1 protein-coding gene is annotated in these 666 nt (G+C 42.5%); it reads right to left on the bottom strand.

Translation table 11 applies throughout. The annotated features are described in order from the left end of the window. On the bottom strand, positions 1-666 hold a 666-nt coding region (locus HMPREF0849_RS10005; RefSeq protein ID WP_000563152.1), incomplete at both ends, for a Spy0128 family protein.

Below are 666 nucleotides of genomic sequence, written 5' to 3'. Positions count from 1 at the left end.
GTGATAGTAGCTGTTGTTGTAGTTGCTTTATAAGTGTTGGTGAAGGTTGGGTTGTTACCTGTAACAGTAGCAACAAGTTGGCCTTGACCATTATCTGTAACGTTTACTGTCACTTCATGTGTAGCAGTGTCGTATGTCACACCTGCTTCGCTACCTGCTTTTTCAGTAATTGTGTAAGTGTGAGGGCCTGCAGCATCATAGCTGATTGCTGGGAAAGTAACAGTACCGTCTGCTGCGTTTTTAGCTGTCGCAACGACTTTGTCACCTTCTTTAAGTTCAAACTCATATTTACCAGCTTCTAGAGCTTTACCATTCAAGACTTTCTTAGCTGTGATCGTTGCACTTGTTGTAGCTGCTTTATAAGTGTTGGTGAAGGTTGGGTTATTGTCAGTTACAGTCGCAACAAGTTGGCCTTGACCGTTATCTGTAACTGCTACCTTAACTTCGTGTTTAGCAGTGTCGTATGTCACACCTTTTTCACTACCTGCTTTTTCAGAGATAGTGTAAGTGTGGTTGCCTGCTGCTGCGTACTTGATATCTTCGAAAGTAACAGTACCGTCTGCTGCGTTTTTAGCTGTCGCAACGACTTTGTCACCTTCTTTAAGTTCGAATTCGTATTTGTCAGCTTCTAGAGCTTTACCTTCCAAGACTTTAGTAGCTGTGATA

The organism is Streptococcus sp. C300 (assembly GCF_000187645.1).
Taxonomy (GTDB): Bacteria; Bacillota; Bacilli; order Lactobacillales; family Streptococcaceae; genus Streptococcus; species Streptococcus oralis_CQ.
Note: the sequence above shows the minus strand (reverse complement) of the source record. Positions and strands in the feature narration are given on the sequence as shown.